The sequence below is a fragment of the Collinsella sp. zg1085 genome, from assembly GCF_018889955.1.
Lineage (GTDB): Bacteria > Actinomycetota > Coriobacteriia > Coriobacteriales > Coriobacteriaceae > Collinsella.
The window spans coordinates 167,788-183,412 of the sequence record NZ_CP076545.1; the positions used below are offsets into that span (position 1 = coordinate 167,788).

15 protein-coding genes are annotated in these 15,625 nt (G+C 50.1%); all 15 read left to right on the plus strand.

Annotated elements, in window-relative coordinates; translation table 11 throughout:
- The first annotated feature begins 1,436 nt into the window (after positions 1–1,436).
- Complete coding sequence (locus KPC83_RS00690) at positions 1,437–2,255, plus strand: L-threonylcarbamoyladenylate synthase (RefSeq protein WP_216278684.1); 819 nt, start codon at positions 1,437–1,439, stop codon at positions 2,253–2,255.
- Between the two features lie 5 nt (positions 2,256–2,260).
- Positions 2,261–3,799, plus strand: coding sequence for a glycerol kinase GlpK (glpK, locus tag KPC83_RS00695; RefSeq protein WP_216278686.1), 1,539 nt, complete (start codon positions 2,261–2,263; stop codon positions 3,797–3,799).
- 74 nt (positions 3,800–3,873) lie between these two features.
- Positions 3,874–4,389 carry a ribose 5-phosphate isomerase B gene (gene rpiB, locus KPC83_RS00700; RefSeq protein WP_216278687.1) on the plus strand — a complete coding sequence of 172 codons (516 nt, stop codon included), beginning with the start codon at positions 3,874–3,876 and terminating at the stop codon, positions 4,387–4,389.
- Between the two features lie 109 nt (positions 4,390–4,498).
- Positions 4,499–5,146, plus strand: a complete 648-nt coding sequence (gene upp / locus KPC83_RS00705; protein WP_216278689.1) for a uracil phosphoribosyltransferase — start codon at positions 4,499–4,501, stop codon at positions 5,144–5,146.
- 270 nt (positions 5,147–5,416) lie between these two features.
- Complete coding sequence (locus KPC83_RS00710) at positions 5,417–5,719, plus strand: hypothetical protein (RefSeq protein ID WP_216278690.1); 303 nt, start codon at positions 5,417–5,419, stop codon at positions 5,717–5,719.
- Positions 5,720–5,752: 33 nt separating this feature from the next.
- On the plus strand, positions 5,753–6,550 hold the full coding sequence (atpB, locus tag KPC83_RS00715; RefSeq protein ID WP_216278691.1) for a F0F1 ATP synthase subunit A: 798 nt from the start codon (positions 5,753–5,755) through the stop codon (positions 6,548–6,550).
- Between the two features lie 114 nt (positions 6,551–6,664).
- Positions 6,665–6,859 (plus strand): ATPase, encoded by a 195-nt coding sequence (locus KPC83_RS00720; protein ID WP_216278692.1) that lies wholly within the window; start codon positions 6,665–6,667, stop codon positions 6,857–6,859.
- Between the two features lie 28 nt (positions 6,860–6,887).
- Positions 6,888–7,478 carry a F0F1 ATP synthase subunit B gene (gene atpF / locus KPC83_RS00725; protein WP_216278693.1) on the plus strand — a complete coding sequence of 197 codons (591 nt, stop codon included), beginning with the start codon at positions 6,888–6,890 and terminating at the stop codon, positions 7,476–7,478.
- Positions 7,475–8,221: a FoF1 ATP synthase subunit delta gene (locus tag KPC83_RS00735; protein ID WP_253200932.1), complete on the plus strand. Its 747-nt coding sequence runs from the start codon at positions 7,475–7,477 to the stop codon at positions 8,219–8,221. Before atpF ends, KPC83_RS00735 begins: the two co-directional genes overlap by 4 nt.
- A gap of 5 nt (positions 8,222–8,226) precedes the next feature.
- Positions 8,227–9,849, plus strand: a complete 1,623-nt coding sequence (gene atpA / locus KPC83_RS00740) for a F0F1 ATP synthase subunit alpha (protein WP_216278695.1) — start codon at positions 8,227–8,229, stop codon at positions 9,847–9,849.
- 5 nt (positions 9,850–9,854) lie between these two features.
- Complete coding sequence (gene atpG, locus KPC83_RS00745; protein ID WP_216278696.1) at positions 9,855–10,760, plus strand: ATP synthase F1 subunit gamma; 906 nt, start codon at positions 9,855–9,857, stop codon at positions 10,758–10,760.
- Positions 10,760–12,193, plus strand: a complete 1,434-nt coding sequence (atpD, locus tag KPC83_RS00750; protein ID WP_216278697.1) for a F0F1 ATP synthase subunit beta — start codon at positions 10,760–10,762, stop codon at positions 12,191–12,193. The genes atpG and atpD overlap by 1 nt, the downstream gene beginning before the upstream one ends.
- A 1-nt stretch (position 12,194) precedes the next feature.
- A complete protein-coding gene (locus KPC83_RS00755) occupies positions 12,195–12,605 on the plus strand; it encodes a F0F1 ATP synthase subunit epsilon (RefSeq protein WP_371819268.1) in 411 nt (136 codons plus the stop codon).
- 72 nt (positions 12,606–12,677) lie between these two features.
- Entirely contained in the window at positions 12,678–13,961 is a 1,284-nt protein-coding gene (gene murA / locus KPC83_RS00760; RefSeq protein WP_216278698.1) for a UDP-N-acetylglucosamine 1-carboxyvinyltransferase, read from the plus strand.
- A gap of 11 nt (positions 13,962–13,972) precedes the next feature.
- On the plus strand, positions 13,973–15,133 hold the full coding sequence (locus KPC83_RS00765) for an LCP family protein (RefSeq protein ID WP_216278699.1): 1,161 nt from the start codon (positions 13,973–13,975) through the stop codon (positions 15,131–15,133).
- Positions 15,134–15,625: the final 492 nt, after the last annotated feature.

Consider the following 15,625-nt stretch of genomic DNA (forward strand, 5'->3'; position numbering starts at 1 on the left):
AACAATTAAATCTAGCGGTCAAACAAAACCTCTGAACTGCGCTTTGGCAAAAGTGACTAATTTGACGCAAAATTCTGTCATTTTTGACCAATTTGGCATAAAGAGACAATTGTTAACTTACTCTCAGCTTATCTACCTGCGGCTTTGTAGGATAAATACTAACCCGCTGGGTTATAGAGAGTACTTTTTCGTCAGTTTTGCCAAAGCGACAGATGTAACTTATCTATGTGACAAGAGCCTTAGCACCCGATACGGCATAATTGTGCTGCTATTGCGTTTTGCGAAGCAATTCCGGTATGTTAACCCAACGTGTAACGATGCATTGTTGGCTTGTCTCGGCAATATCTTGACGTAATGGGAACTCGCAGGGATTTATGGAGCAAACAATGCTCCTATGAAATTGCGAAAACTCTGAGGTTCTGGAAGTTAATCAATCTAGTGTACGAATTTTTGCCAGCAGCTTGAGTATGGGGGGTCTGTACAAGCAAATATTTTAGTATTTCCGCAGGAAAGACGCTTTACTTTAGTGGAGTGTACTTAACCATAGTCAAGATGATCGTACATTAGATGGGTTTCCTCTTGGGGCGTTAATGTGAAAGACCTATTCTACATATTAGTCGACGAAAAACAGTGCAGCAGAAGCAATGACGAGCAATGAGACAAGGTATTGCATTCGGGGAATTCTGCGCAGCACATTCATAGAATGCAATACCTTGCCCGTAGTGCTAACTAGGTGAGTGTAAAGCTTACAGGCAGGTAAGAACTTAACGGTAGAAAAGAGCTCCAGTCCAAACCTTTTTATCCCATATGCCCTGCTTGTGCATGGCGGGGTGTGGAGTGAGCTGACCGCTGTTGTGCATTTGGTATTTACCGTAAGAAAGGGGACGAATGATTGTGCAGCACATTCTTAGAGCATAATCATTCGTCCAGTTGAGATAGGGTTGTAGTACAAAGCAGGTGAGATAGAGCTGCAGCATAAGGGTGGCATAGCTTTTCTAAGGGAACTTTCGCGAAGCGCAGTTCCCGTGAAAAGACTATGCCACCCCATAGGCGTGCAAACCAATCGCCCAACTGACGAAGTAAAAGCCTCTGCCGCTCAACAAGCTTGCAAATCATTCGTCTAACTTAGATGACGTGAAAAGCCTCTGCCATCAACGAAATCAAGGACGAAACAAAGACAGCAACAACAGCTCATCCCACACCCCGCCTCTAGGAAACAAGCAGCCGCGTATATCATCATAGTTTCTCTAAAATTCACGCCCCTTCACCGATTTTTATCCCCGCTTGCCGGAATAAAGCGAATGTGTCTATAAAATTATGCGTTGCATGAGAGAATTTAAGTAACATTTGCACAATTTTTTGTTGTGCACAATTGAACCTGAGTGGCTCTGGAAACTGGGTAGCTCTGAGTTGAATGGTGGAGGTGGTAGCGACTTATGCAGACAGTCTTTCGTGTTCCGGTTAATATCGAACGTCCAAGAGCGCTTGTGTTGGTTCATGCTGCAGCTGAGCTTTGTGCGGGTGGCTTGGTGTTATTGCCAACAGAAACAGTGTACGGTATTGGAGTCGCGGTTAAGGCCTTTGCAGGTTCCGATGCTGCAACTGCCTCTATGCCGCCCTCTCATTCTGGATACGGTCGCATTTTCTCACTCAAACAGCGTTCACTTCAGCAGACGGTTCCTTGGCTTGTTTCGGGTGCTCAAGACCTTGACGTGTACGGTGTCAACGTTGATCCACGAGCCCGCGCGCTTGCTCAAGCATTTTGGCCGGGCGCCCTCACCATTGTGGTACAGGCCTCTGCTGCGGTTCCGACCTTTATGCAGGCATCCGACGGCACCGTTGCTTTGCGTGCAAGCGCCTCTCCGGTCATTCAAGGACTCATTAACGTGAGCCACTCACCCCTTGCAGTTACCAGCGCCAACACACACGGGTGTCCTGCCCCAAGCTCATTTGACGAGGTAGAGCCTGTTATTCTAGCGGGCGTAGATATGGCAATTGACGCAGGTGCAACACCTTGCCATGAAGCTTCGACCATTGTGTCGTTTGAAACTGGCGAACCGGTGATTTTGCGCGAAGGGGCGTTGTCGTCTGAGCAAATCATGTCTTGCTGCGCGCGCGTATGCACGCCAAACACGACGACGCACGCACCAAGAGCAGCTCAAATACACGCACCAGCAAGTCAATCCCACGCGAGCTCTACATCTGTCATAGGCACCACAGCCAGTCCAAGCATCTCCATAGATACATCAAGGTAGGATTTATGTCGCTGTCACTCAAAGATATACATCTCGTTGAAGATAGATATTTTCCGGTCAAAAGCCAATACATTATGGCGCTTGATTCGGGCACTACCTCAGCACGTGCGGTTATCGTAGATGAATACGGCTGTATTGTGTCGCAGGCGCAGCGCGCTATCCCTACCTTGTATCCGCAGTCGGGCTGGGTTGAGCAAGACCCTATGGAGATACTTGCCGCCCAGATTGCGGTTATGATGGAAGTCCAGTTTAAGAGCGGCATTCATTCGGATAGCATTGCTGCGCTGGGAATTACCAACCAACGTGAGACTACCATTGTATGGGACCGCGACAGTGGTCAGCCCATTCATAACGCGATTGTCTGGCAGTGTCGCCGCACAGCTCCGTTGGCAGCAAAGCTTGTAAACGACGGTTATGAGGAGCTTATTCGCTCAAAAACCGGATTAACACCAGACGCTTATTTCTCAGCAACAAAAATCCGTTGGATTCTTGATAACGTTGACGGCGCAAAAGAGGCAGCTGATGCAGGCGAGCTCATGTTTGGAACCGTCGATACGTGGCTTATGTACAACCTCACCGGCGGTATGGTGCATGCAACTGACTACACCAATGCAAGTCGAACCATGCTGTTCAACATTCACACGCTTGAGTGGGACCAAGAGCTGCTTAATCTTTTGGATATTCCGCGTTCCATGTTGCCTGATGTGCGTTGGAGCTCGGGGGATTTTGGTCGCGTCTCGAGTGAGATTATGACGCATATGCCTCGTATTACCGGCGTAGCTGGTGATCAGCAGGCATCGCTCTTTGGACACTGCTGTTTTGAGCCTGGCGATACTAAAAACACCTATGGCACCGGCTGTTTCTTGTTGATGAACACGGGAGATACGCCTGTTACCTCGCGTAATGGATTGGTTTCAACCATTGGAATTGCCGAGGGCGGCAGCATTAGCTACGCGCTAGAGGGTTCAATATTTCAGGCTGGTGCTGTACTTGGGTGGTTGCGCGATAAACTTGGCATCATCACGTCGGTTGCTGAGTCTGAGCAGATTGCCCAGTCGATTCCTGACAACGGTGGGTGCTATCTGGTGCCCGCTTTTGCCGGCCTCGGTGCGCCATGGTGGGATCCTGACGCGCGTGGTTTAATCTGTGGGCTGTCGGCCGCTTCGGACAAGGCGAGTCTCGTGCGCGCTGCTTGTGAATCGATGGCATATCAAACCTATGATGTCGTGCGTGCTATGGAGGCAGATGCTGGACATAAGCTCAGAATGCTCTCGGTTGATGGAGCCGCATCGCGCAATGGCTTTATTATGCAATTCCAAGCAGACCTTTTAGGTATTTCGCTGGTGCAGTCTGAATCGATTGAGACGACATCGCTTGGAGCTGCCTATCTTGCGGGGCTAGCGGTAGGTTATTGGGAAGACCGCGAAGACCTTAAAAGCAATTTGAGTCAAAATCGGCGGTTTGACCCCATTGAGGACCAGAACATGATGCTACAGACGCTCTCAGGTTGGCATGATGCTGTGGCGCGCTCAAGAACATCGTAGGTGCCGGTAGCGAGCCAGCTTAGATGTAGTACAGTAACTAAGGTTACGTGTTATTGCGCGAAAGGAATGGTGCTATGCGCATTGCTCTGGGTTCAGACCATGCCGGCTTTGAACAAAAGCAGCTGCTGCTTGAGTTTATTCAAGATGAGCTCGGCCATGAAGTTGTTGACTGTGGTCCTGCAACCGACGATCGGGTTGATTATCCCGATTTTGGCGAGCGGGTAGGTCAAGCAGTTGCGTCGGGTGCAGCAGATCGAGGCGTTTGCGTGTGCGGCACTGGTATTGGTATTGCGCTTGCTGCAAATAAAATTCCAGGTATTCGCGCATCTTCAATTACAACGTCTGCATTTGCCGATTTATTTCGGCGACACAATGACGGCAACGTTATTGGACTATCAGGGCGTTTTATTGACCCAGAGCTTAATCGTGAGATTGTGCGAACCTTTTTGAGTTCTGAATTTGAAGGCGGTCGCCATGCTGAGCGTGTTGCCAAAATTATGAAACTTGACCATGTTGATGGTGTCGAGCATGCTGATTCTGCTGAGCATGTTCAACAATCAGGTGGCGCCTCGTGCGCATGTGAGCTTTAAGGTGCGCAGGGTAAATAAAGGCAAAACAGCACGTATGAGTGAGTCAGTAAACAGTCATTGAACTAGACTGTAGGCAGTTAAGTAAACCCCTTGAGAAGAGGAGAGCGTTATGCTTCAAGATGTTGATATGTCACGGGTAACCCTTATCGACCATCCTTTGGTGCAGCATAAGCTAGCGATTATGCGCAGTATTGAGACGGGTACCAAGCAGTTCCGCGAACTTGTACGTGAGCTGGCGCTCTTTGAGGGATACGAGGCGACGCGCGATTTTCCGCTTGAAGACGTTGCGGTAACTACCCCCATTTGCGACACGGTATGCAAACAGCTTTCCGGCCGTAAAGTTGCTATTATTCCTATCCTTCGAGCAGGTCTTGGTATGGTAGATGGCTTGCTTGAGCTGGTGCCATCAGCTCGTGTGGGGCATTTGGGGATGTATCGCGACGAGGTTACCCATGAGCCGCATGAGTACTATGCCAAGGTGCCCGCCGACATCGATCACCGCATTTGCCTAGTGGTTGACCCTATGCTTGCAACTGGTGGTTCGTCTATCGATGCTATCAAATATTTGCGCGCCCAAGGTGTGCAGGATATTCGCTTGCTTGTGCTGGTGGCCGCCCCTGAAGGCATCAAAGCTGTGCTCAACTCTGATGCTCAAGTACGGGTATTTACTTGTGCTATTGATGAAGGGTTGAATGAGGCTGCCTATATTGTGCCGGGTTTGGGCGATGCAGGTGACAGAATTTTTGGCACTAAATAGGCAACGAGTGTTATTTATTGCACAGAAGCTACAAAGTGGCAAAACGGGGCGTATGTTGTGCCCCGTTTTCTCTGCAGTTCAACGGCTTGAGACGCGTTTGTGCTAAAATAGTCAGACCGTTCTTCTGGAATTGGATACCACTTATGGGTAGCATTCTCCATTATTCGAAAAAATCGGGCGTGGCTTTGACTCAAAGTTGCGCCCGTTCACTTTCGGGATACACTGGTATGGGAAACATGACATCAGGTTCGGAGGGTATGCAGTCGTATCGTGCATGAGTTTATTGACAGCTTGGTAGTTCATGCACCAATGCTTGCGGCAGGGCTCGCAACAGGAGTCGTCGCGTTTGGCGCGCTTATGCTAGCTCTGATTCCGGTGCTGCGTCGCCATAAGCAGGCAGACCTTACGCGCGGACTGTTAGGACTTGCGATTTCGGTCTGCGTGCTTGCAGGAGGCGCGTTTATCGCATGGTGTTTTGTTGCCGAGGGGCTCAGCGTGTTTATCTTTGGCGAAGCTCTGAGCTTGTTGCTCGGTTGGGTTGTCTTAGCCGGTGTGTTGCTGGTGCGTTCTTAGACGCGCTACGCATGTGTTGGAAAGGGTGAAGCTGTGGAGGCATTTGAAAAACTCCCAGGTGAGATTAACCATATGGTATCGGAGTTTATGTCGATACCCATTGTGGGCAATCTTATGGCAGGCTTGACGCAGTATACGTTCTGGCTCATCGTGGCTGCCATTGTTTTGCTGCTGCTTGTTTTTAGCTACACCAAAAAGATTGCACTCGTACCGCATGGCATTTTTGCTAACGGCATGGAGAAGGCAATTGACGTGGTGTCTACAGGCATTGGTAAGCAGATTTTAGGGCCAACCTGGAAAGAGCATTTTCCTTTTTTGGCAAGTCTGTTTTTCTTTATTCTAGTCAACAACATTGTGGGTGTTATCCCTGGCATGAAGCCCGGTAGTGGAACCATTTCTACAACTGCAGCTGTGGCCATTGTTGTTTTTCTGTACTTTGTTGGGGTGGGCATCAAAAAGCATGGTTTTTCGGGCTATGCAAAGAGTCTTGCGCCAAAAGGCGTGAGCTTTCCGCTCAACGTGCTCATTTGGATTATTGAGCTCATCTCAACCATTTTGCGCCCCATTACCTTAGCAGTTCGTCTGTTTTGCAATATGTTTGCTGGGCATATTGTTATGGGTTCTTTTGCGCTGATGGTTGCACTCTTTGCTCAGCCTTTACTCGAAGAGATTACCGCCTTAAATGTGCTTGGAGCACTGCCAGCGCTTGCTTTTGCAGGTATTCTCTTGGTCATTTATGTAATTGAGATTTTTGTTGCCTGTGTGCAGGCTTATGTGTTCACCATGCTAACGGCTGTTTATATTCAAGGTGCAGAGGCTGAGGGACACTAGCACACGCGCACGACGAGGCGCATAACTCGTCTAAGATGGTACCAGGCGTAAACGTTGCGCTTGATATAGGTTTCAAAGGAATGCACCGTTGAGTGCATAAATTGAGGAGGAAACGTGGGAGTTATCGGTTATAGCATTGGCGTTATTGGTGCAAGTCTGGCCATTGCTCTTTCAGCTTTTGGTGTGGCACAGGCCATGGCGCGCCAGCCCGAAATTGCAGACCGTGTCTTTACAGTCTTCATCATGAGCTCAGCGTTTGCCGAGGCCTTGGCATTGATTGGCTTCGTAGTTGCATTGGTTGTCAGATAGATTGTTTGACACCTTTTAGGGAGGAACCATGAAACAGGTTCGCACTGGTCTCGCTACCATGCTTGGAACTCTTGCAGCGGCGCCGCTTGCTGCTTATGCAGAGGAGTCTTCAGCTGGTGCAGAGATTTTGATTCCAAAACCCGCTGAGTTTATTCCGGCTCTTATTGTCTTTTTGATTATTTGGTTCCTGTTAGCCAAGTTTGCTTGGCCCAAGGTTCTTCATATGCTTGAAGAGCGCGAGCGCACCATCCAAGAAAGCATGGATGAAGCAGAGGAGATTAAAGCTCAGGCTGGCACTGCGCGCGATGAGGCCAACCAAACGGTAGCCGATGCACGTCGTCAGGCATCTGAGATTTTGCTTGCCGCTCGCTCTGACAGCGAGAAGGAACGTGCACGTATTGTGGCTGATGCTCACAAAGAGGCTGAGGAGATTATTATCAAGGCTCGTGAGTATGCCGCCGATGAACAGCGTCGTATCTATGCTAATGCAACGGATACTATTGCTAAGCTTTCGGTATCGGTTGCCCGCAAGGTTATAGGCGAAGAGTTAAGCGCTGATACCGAGAAGCAGCGTGAGCTCATCAAGAAATATGTTGCGGAAGTGGGTAACTTACAATGACAGATGAGAAGCCCTCAATGAGCGAGGAAAAGCGCAAGCTTGAATGCTACGCGCGCACCTTGCTTGAAGCCGCTAAAAGTGAAGACCGGGTGCTTGAAAACCTGGCATCGCTTTCGGCAGAAGCAGAAGCTTCGCCTGAGGTGTTATCGGTCCTGTCCACTATGGCAGCAAGTAACGACCTCGACAAACTTCCGGTCGTTCTTGATTTGTATCGCGAGATGATGTCAGGTGAGGATCAGTTTGTCAGCGACCGCAAGTTGCCTAAATCGCTACAGCCAAAAAGTCGCGTAGAGCAGCGTCGTCTTGAGATTTATGCTCGTACATTGCTTGAGGCCGCTCAAAATGAGGATCGCGTCTACCAAGATTTAGCGCCCTTGCGAGCTGAGGCAGATGCGTCGCCTGAGGTTATGCAGGTGCTTTCTTCCATGGCAGTAGGTGGCGACCTCGATAAGTTGCCTGCGGTGCTCTCAATGTATCGCGAGATGGTTGCACGCGACCGAGATGTTGTAGGCGTACACGTGACCACGGCTATTCCACTTGATGACGAGCTTCGTGATTTTATTAAACGCAAATGTGAGGCAGACCTTGAGTCGCGCGTCTTTTTGATTGAACACGTCGATGCCACCATCATTGGCGGCGTTATTTTGTCAGTCAATGGACACCGCCGCGATGCGTCAATTCGCATGCAGCTAGAAAGCGTGCGCAAGGTGCTGACTCAAACAAATTCGAATTCGGAGGTTTAACACATATGGCTGAGGCTATTCATGCCGGCAATATTGAGGAGATCCTCCAGCAACGCCTGCTTGACCTTGAGGCTACCGTTGACACGCAAGAGGTGTCAGAGGTAGCTGAGGTAGGCGACGGCATTGCTCATGTACTCGGTCTTCAGCGCGCCATGGCTGGTGAGCTGCTTGAGTTTACGAGCTCTGTTACTGGCAAAACTGTCTACGGCTTGGCACAAAACCTCGACCGTGACGAGGTTGGTGCCGTGCTCTTTGGCGATGTTGACCTCATTAAAGAGGGCGATGAGTGCCGCACAACAGGTCGTATTATGGACATCCCTGTTGGTGAGGCTATGCTGGGTCGTGTGGTAAACCCTCTGGGTGAGCCAATTGATGGTAAAGGCAGCATTCCTACCACGCATCGCCGTCCCATTGAGTTTAAGGCACCCGGCATTATCGACCGCACGCCGGTATGCGAGCCAGTGCAGACCGGTCTTTTGTCAATTGACGCAATGATTCCGGTGGGTCGTGGTCAGCGCGAGCTGATTATTGGTGACCGCAAAACGGGTAAGACGGCCATCGCGATTGACGCTATCATCAATCAGCGTGGTAAGGGCATGATTTGCGTATACGTGGCGATTGGTCAAAAGGCGTCCACAATTGCTGCTATTCGCGAGACCTTAGCAGCGCACGGTGCACTTGACTACACCGTAATTGTGTCGGCGAGTGCATCTACGTCGGCACCCTTGCAATACATTGCTCCTATGGCTGGCGCTGCTATTGGCGAATACTTTATGTACAACGGCCGTGATGGAAAGCCAGCAAGCGCTTCTAACCCAGGTGGTCATGTGCTTGCAGTTTATGACGACCTTTCCAAGCAGGCTGTGGCATACCGTCAGATGTCCTTAACGCTGCGTCGCCCACCTGGACGCGAGGCGTATCCTGGTGATATTTTCTACCTGCACTCTCGCTTGCTTGAACGTGCCTGTAAGTTGTCTGCCGCAAACGGCGGTGGTTCTCTAACTGCGTTGCCGATTATCGAGACGCAAGAGGGCGATGTTGCAGCTTATATTCCTACCAACGTAATTTCGATTACCGACGGCCAAATTTATTTGCAGTCTGAGCTGTTCTTCCAAGGTCAGCGTCCTGCTGTTGATGTGGGCATTTCGGTGTCGCGTGTTGGTGGTGCTGCACAGACTAAGGCCATGAAGCAAATGGCGGGTAACCTGCGCCTTGACCTGGCATCGTACCGTGAGCTTGCAGGCTTTGCACAGTTTGGCTCAGACCTCGATGCGGCAACAACCAAGCAGTTAACGCACGGTTCACGCATGACTGAGCTACTCAAACAGCCGCGCTTTAAGCCAATGCCGGTAGCCGATCAGGTATTAACCTTATTTGCGGGCAATCGGGGCTATATTGATGACCTTGAGCTGAGCGACGTTGTTCCTTTCCGTGATGGCTTGCTTGCGTTCTTTGGAGGCGCATATCGCAAGCTGCGCGACCAGCTGGGTGATGCAAAGATTACCGATGAGCTTGCGCAACAGCTAGAACAGGTAGTTGCAGATTACAAAGAGCAGTTTGTAGCTACAAAAGAGGCTGAAAAGCTGCAGGCGCACCAAGAATTTCAGGCGCATGAAGAGGGGCGTTAGAGCACATGTCCAATCTTCGCGAAATAAAGAAGCGCATCTCCTCGGTTAGTAGGAGTCGGCAGATTACTCGCACCATGGAGATGGTCTCCACGGCAAAGATTGCCCGCGCGCTCAACCGCGAAATGCGCTCTGAACCGTATCGACAGGCAATTACTGATGTGATGCTTACTGTTGCTGCAGACGCATCGTCAAACTCACCGCTGCTCAAAAACCCGGATACCTATGAGCGTGCTTTGTTGATAGTTATCAATTCTGACCGTGGTCTTGCGGGTGGCTTTAATACGCAAGTGGTTCGTGCAGCGGAGACGCGCATCGAACACTATCGTCGTCACGGGGCTACTGAGGTAGAGCTTATTACCTGCGGTCGCAAGGCAACAGAGCATTTTAAGCACTATCCTAACGTTGTCATGTCGGTCGTTGGTGAGTCTGATAATCCTACCTTGCAGCGTGCGCGTGAAATTGCAGATTACATTTTGCAAGGTTTTGCTGAGGGGCGCTTTGGTCGTGTGGACATCATTTATTATCACGCGCGTAACCGCGTTGATCAGGTGCTTCGTCAAGAGCGAATCTTGCCGCTTGACCCCGATGTTTTGGCTGCACCGCGCGGTCCTCGTACCGATGATGCCGGCGGACCTAAACGAATTGCCTTGCATTTTAGCTATTCACCATCGGCAAATCAGGTGCTTGACCAGCTAATTCCTAGTTATGTATTAACCGTTGTTCATCAGGCTTTGATTGACTCTGCAGCTGCAGAACAGGGTGCGCGGCGCAAAGCCATGCATTCTGCAACAGAGAATGCAGGCAATATCATTGCTGACCTTACTCGTACATATAATCATGTACGCCAGGCTTCCATTACCACCGAGCTTAACGAGATTGTTGGCGGAGCCGCAGCGTTGGAGGATTACTAATGCAAGATTTGAAGGCACTTTTAGAATCAACTGGTGTGGGCATTGGTCGAATTGTTCGTATTATTGGCCCGGTTGTTGACGTGCGTTTTAAGGGCGATGTACCCGAGATTTATAACGCGCTGACGGTGAGTGCCGATACGCCTATGGGTCACATTGAAACCGTGCTTGAGGTTGAGAGCCAGCTTCCCGGCAATGTTGTTCGCTGTGTGGCAATGACCTCAACCGATGGCTTGACGCGCGGTATCGAGGTGGCTGATACGGGTGCTCCCATGAAGATGCCCGTTGGTTCAGCAACGCTCGGTCGCGTTTGGAACGTGCTAGGTGAGCCGGTTGATGGTAAGCCTATGCCAGCGGTGGAGGATTACTATCCCATTCATCACCCCGCTCCTAATTTTGACGAGCTGACCACCAAGACTGAGATTTTTGAGACGGGCATTAAGGCAGTTGATTTGCTTGAACCCTATATTCGCGGTGGCAAGACGGGTTTGATGGGTGGTGCTGGTGTTGGAAAAACCGTGCTTATCCAAGAGCTGATTAACAATCTGGCGCAAGAGCACGGCGGTACATCAGTCTTTACGGGCGTTGGCGAGCGCACGCGTGAGGGCACCGACCTCTATCTTGAGATGACTGAGTCGGGTGTTATCGAAAAGACCTGCTTGGTATATGGTCAGATGAATGAGCCGCCGGGAGCACGCCTGCGTATTGGCTTGGCTGGTCTTACCGAGGCGGAGTATTTCCGTGACCGCGGACAAGACGTTCTGCTCTTTATTGATAACATTTTCCGGTTCTCGCAGGCAGGTTCTGAGGTATCTGCGCTTCTTGGGCGTATGCCCTCAGCAGTAGGCTATCAGCCAACACTTGCAACCGAGATGGGCGATTTGCAAGAGCGTATTACCTCAACAAAAACGGGTTCAATTACGTCAGTTCAGGCAATCTACGTGCCAGCAGACGACCTCACCGACCCCGCTCCAGCAACCACGTTTACGCACTTAGACGCCACAACAGTATTGTCGCGCTCCATTGCCGAGCTTGGTTTGTATCCAGCTATTGACCCTCTGGCGAGCTCTTCTGACGCTTTGGATCCAGATGTTGTAGGCGAGGAGCACTATCGCGTTGCGGTTAAGGTGCAAGAGACGTTGCAGGAGTATTCTGACTTGCAAGATATTATTGCAATCTTGGGTATGGACGAGCTTTCTGAGGAGCAGCGCCTTACGGTAACGCGCGCACGCAAGCTTCAGCAGTTCTTGTCGCAGTCCTTCCATGTAGCCGAGCAATTTACCGGCAATCCGGGTGTTTACCTGCGCGTTGAAGATACCGTGCGCTCGTTTGCCGCTATTATTGATGGCGAGTGCGATGATTTGCCCGAGCAGGCATTCCGCTATGCCTCTACCATTGAGGATGTTCGCAAGCGTGCCGAAGCGATGGTGAACTAGCATGGCAATGCATGTTCGCATTGTGTGTCCTGAGCATCTAGCCTTTGAGGGAGAGGCGCGTTTTTTGACGGTGCCAGCAACAGATGGAAGTCTTGGTATCGCGCCTCTTCATGCGAGTGAGATTTTCACCATCACCTCAGGCTTTGTGCAGCTCTGTGCAGAGGAAATGGGCTCTATAACCAGCACGTTTGCCGTTGGTACAGGGTATGTGCAGGTGGCGTCGGACAAGATTATCATTCTTGCCGAGCGCGCCGAAGATATGGCGCAGCTTGATGTACATACGCTTGAGACTCAACTTCAAGGTTTTGAAGACGAATTGGTTAATTTGTCAGAAAACGATGCTCGCCGTAGCAATCTCTATAATGAGATAGCATGGTGTAAGCTTCTGCTCACAGAGCTTAGTTCTACATAGAGGTTTGAGAACAAAGATTTGAGCATTAACCCGGAGGCACCGCTTCCGGGTTTCTTTTTGAAAGGTCTGCGTTTGGATATCATTCGCGTCAAAGGTGGTCACCGGCTTCACGGCTCAGTACAGGTAGCCGGTGCAAAGAACTCCGCACTCAAGCTGATGGCGGCAACGCTGCTTGCTCCGGGTGCAACAACGCTTACCAATGTTCCCAATATTTCAGATGTACACGTTATGGGCAAAGTGCTCAAGTACATGGGAGCATCTATTGATGTAATCGACGAGCACACGCTGCTCATTGACACTTCTGCAGTATCCATGTGGGAGGCACCGTATGAGCTGGTGGCTCAGATGCGGGCAAGTACAGCTGTTATGGGTCCCTTGCTGGGACGTTTTGGCAAGGCAAAGATTGCAATGCCCGGTGGTTGCAATTTAGGTGCGCGCAAGATTGATATGCATATTCTGGGTCTTGAGGCGTTGGGTGTTCATTTTGATACCGATCACGGTTATATCTATGCCGATGCTGCAGAGGGTCTTGTTGGCACTGACGTCTCGCTTGAGTTTGCAAGCGTGGGAGCTACCGAGAATCTCATTATGGCGGCAGTGCGTGCTCAAGGTTGTACAACCATTGATAATGCTGCGCGCGAGCCTGAGATTGTTGATTTGGCTTGTATGCTTAACAAGATGGGTGCAAAGATTGAAGGCGCTGGTACGCCGGTTATTAAAATTGAAGGTGTCGCGGAGCTTCATCCGGTTGAGCATCAGGTGGTAGGGGACCGCATTGAAGCGGGTACCTTTGTGGTTGCCGGCGCTTTAATGGCTGGTGCTGAGGGTATCGAGGTTACTGGCTTTAATCCGCTTCACCTTGATATGGTCATCAAGCGCTTTGCCTCTATGGGCATTGAATGCGAGCGTATTGCAGGCGGCATACATGTTCGTCCAGTTGAACATATTAAGCCCATCGACATTCAGACACTGCCGTTTCCAGGCTTTCCCACTGATATGCAACCGCAGGCAATGCTGGTATCTGCGCTTGCAGATGGTAACTCTATTATTACCGAAAATATTTTTGAAAATCGCTTTATGTTTGCATCAGAGTTGGTGCGCATGGGTGCAGATATTCATATTGAGGGGCATCACGCTATGATTCATGGTGTGCGCAGCCTGTCTGGTGCGCAGGTGGTTTCTCCCGATTTGCGCGGTGGCGCTGCTTTGGTGCTTGCTGGTCTTTGTGCTGAGGGCACTACTGAGGTATCGGCAATTCATCATATTGCACGCGGATATGAGCGTTTTGTTGAAAAACTTGTGGCACTTGGTGCGCAGGTAGCATACGTGACAGTTCCTGACCCCAACTTTGATTAGTAGGAGCGGATATGGCAAGAAAACCCATTCAGCAAATGCGTTATGCAAGTGGAGCTGCAAGTCGTATTTATAGCCGCGAAAATGTTGAGCGGTATTCACAGCGTGCGCGTGAGCGTCGCCGCGGACGAGTTATGCGGCGTGTAATTACTACTACCATTGTGTTGCTTTTTGTTTTGGGCGGCAGCGCGCTGGCACTCAATATTGCAAAGAGCATCATTAACGGCTCACTGCATGGTGATGCAGGTTATCTCAATGGTCTGGTGGGTGTTCTTACCGATAATAATGCGGCAAAGGATCCATTTAATATTTTGTTGCTAGGCACCGATGGACGACCAGGAGAGGATACGTTTAGGTCGGATTCTATTATTCTGGCGCATGTCGATCCAGTTAAGAAAACCGCTGCTCTCATCTCAATTCCGCGCGATACTAAGGTTGAATATAAGGGCAGCACAATGAAGATTAACGAGACGCATGCTTATGGCGGTCCTGAGGCTGTCGTTACTGCGGTTAAAGATTTGTGCGGTGTTGATATTTCCTATTACGCTGAAGTGAGTTTCACGGGTATGGTGAACTTGGTTGATGCAGTTGGGGGCATAGATTTAACCATTCCTGAAGGTGACGCCGTGGACGACCCAGATGCAGGTGATGTGCCGGTTCCTTCGGGAGATCAGCATCTTAACGGTGAGATGGCGTTGGTCTTTAGCCGCGCGCGTCATCAGTTTGGCGATGGCGACTATACACGCATGCGTCACCAGCGTATGGTTTTAGGTGCACTAGCAAAGAAGATTCTTAATAATCTTGATTTGACACAGGTACCGGCATTGCTGGATTCACTGAAAGAAATGCTGGTCACCACCATGAATGTAGATGACATCATTGGCGTTATGACAGCAATGCGCGGTATGGATACCAATAATATTTGGTCGGCTAATCTTCCAAGTCACGCCGGTTCAGATACCATGATTAACGGAAAGAGCTATGTCTTTGTATATGAAGAAGAGCTCAAAGAAATGATGGCACTTGTTGAGGCTGGTGAAGATCCCAAAGGCCCCAATAGCTCTGGGCGCAAGGGTCAGTCAACAACACTGGGCGATCTTGCAACTAACAGCAGCGACGATTGGACAAATGGAGCTGCTGTTACCGCGGGCGGCGGGCATTCCGAAACCGAGTGATACGCCGTTGCTTGCTTCCTAGAGGCAGGGTGTGGGGCGAGCTGTTGTTGCGGATTTGATTTCGCTCTTAGTATCGTTGATGGCAGAGGCTTTTCATGTCGTCTAAGCTGGACGAACGAATTGCAAGCTTACGGGGTGGCATAGTCTTTTCACGGGAACTGCGCTTCGCGAAAGTTCCCTTAGAAAAGCTATGCCACCCTTATGCTGCATCTCTATCTCACCTGTTCTACGAGCTAATTCTCCCTCTCAGTTGATTGCTTATCACCTCATATCAACTGAACGAATGATTGTGCTCTCCGAATGTGCTTCGCAGAATTCTTCGAGCACAATCATTCGTCCTCTTCTTACAGTAAATGCCAAATGCATATACAGCACTCAGCTCACCCCACACCCCGCCATACACAAGCAGCGCATATGGGATAAAAAGGTTTGGGTTGAAGCTCTCTTTTACCGTTAAGCTTTTACCTGCCCGTGAGCCTCACTCCCGCTTGG

Coding starts and splice junctions, on each gene's coding strand:
- KPC83_RS00690 (WP_216278684.1), top strand. CDS start 1,437: ATGCAGACAGTCTTTCGTGTTCCGGTTAATATCGAACGTCCAAGAGCG.
- glpK (WP_216278686.1), top strand. CDS start 2,261: ATGTCGCTGTCACTCAAAGATATACATCTCGTTGAAGATAGATATTTT.
- rpiB (WP_216278687.1), top strand. CDS start 3,874: ATGCGCATTGCTCTGGGTTCAGACCATGCCGGCTTTGAACAAAAGCAG.
- upp (WP_216278689.1), top strand. CDS start 4,499: ATGCTTCAAGATGTTGATATGTCACGGGTAACCCTTATCGACCATCCT.
- atpF (WP_216278693.1), top strand. CDS start 6,888: ATGAAACAGGTTCGCACTGGTCTCGCTACCATGCTTGGAACTCTTGCA.
- KPC83_RS00735 (WP_253200932.1), top strand. CDS start 7,475: ATGACAGATGAGAAGCCCTCAATGAGCGAGGAAAAGCGCAAGCTTGAA.
- atpA (WP_216278695.1), top strand. CDS start 8,227: ATGGCTGAGGCTATTCATGCCGGCAATATTGAGGAGATCCTCCAGCAA.
- atpG (WP_216278696.1), top strand. CDS start 9,855: ATGTCCAATCTTCGCGAAATAAAGAAGCGCATCTCCTCGGTTAGTAGG.
- atpD (WP_216278697.1), top strand. CDS start 10,760: ATGCAAGATTTGAAGGCACTTTTAGAATCAACTGGTGTGGGCATTGGT.
- KPC83_RS00755 (WP_371819268.1), top strand. CDS start 12,195: ATGGCAATGCATGTTCGCATTGTGTGTCCTGAGCATCTAGCCTTTGAG.
- KPC83_RS00765 (WP_216278699.1), top strand. CDS start 13,973: ATGGCAAGAAAACCCATTCAGCAAATGCGTTATGCAAGTGGAGCTGCA.